1 protein-coding gene is annotated in these 362 nt (G+C 68.0%); it reads left to right on the top strand.

Annotated elements, in window-relative coordinates:
• Position 1: 1 nt before the first annotated feature.
• A partial coding sequence (locus ADL03_RS05600) for a single-stranded DNA-binding protein (RefSeq protein ID WP_053732296.1) occupies positions 2 to 362 on the top strand: 361 nt, incomplete at its 3' end.

Raw genomic sequence — 362 nt, 5'->3', positions numbered from 1 at the left:
CATGGCTGGTGAGACGACGATCACGGTGGTCGGGAACCTGACTGCCGACCCCGAACTGCGCTTCACCCAGAGCGGTGCCGCGGTGGCGTCCTTCACGGTCGCTTCCACGCCCCGCACCTTCGACCGCCAGTCCGGCGAGTGGAAGGACGGCGAAGCGCTGTTCCTGCGGTGCAACGTGTGGCGGCAGGTCGCCGAGAACGTGGCCGAGTCGCTCACCCGCGGTTCGCGAGTGCTCGTCTCCGGGCGGCTGCGCCAGCGTTCCTTCGAGACGAAGGAAGGCGAGAAGCGCACTGTCGTGGAGCTGGAGGTCGACGAGATCGGCCCCTCGCTGCGCTACGCGACCGCGAAGGTCAACAAGGTCA

Origin of the sequence: Nocardia sp. NRRL S-836 (genome assembly GCF_001279525.1) — a bacterium.
Taxonomy (GTDB): domain Bacteria; phylum Actinomycetota; class Actinomycetes; order Mycobacteriales; family Pseudonocardiaceae; genus Lentzea.
Note: the sequence above shows the minus strand (reverse complement) of the source record. Positions and strands in the feature narration are given on the sequence as shown.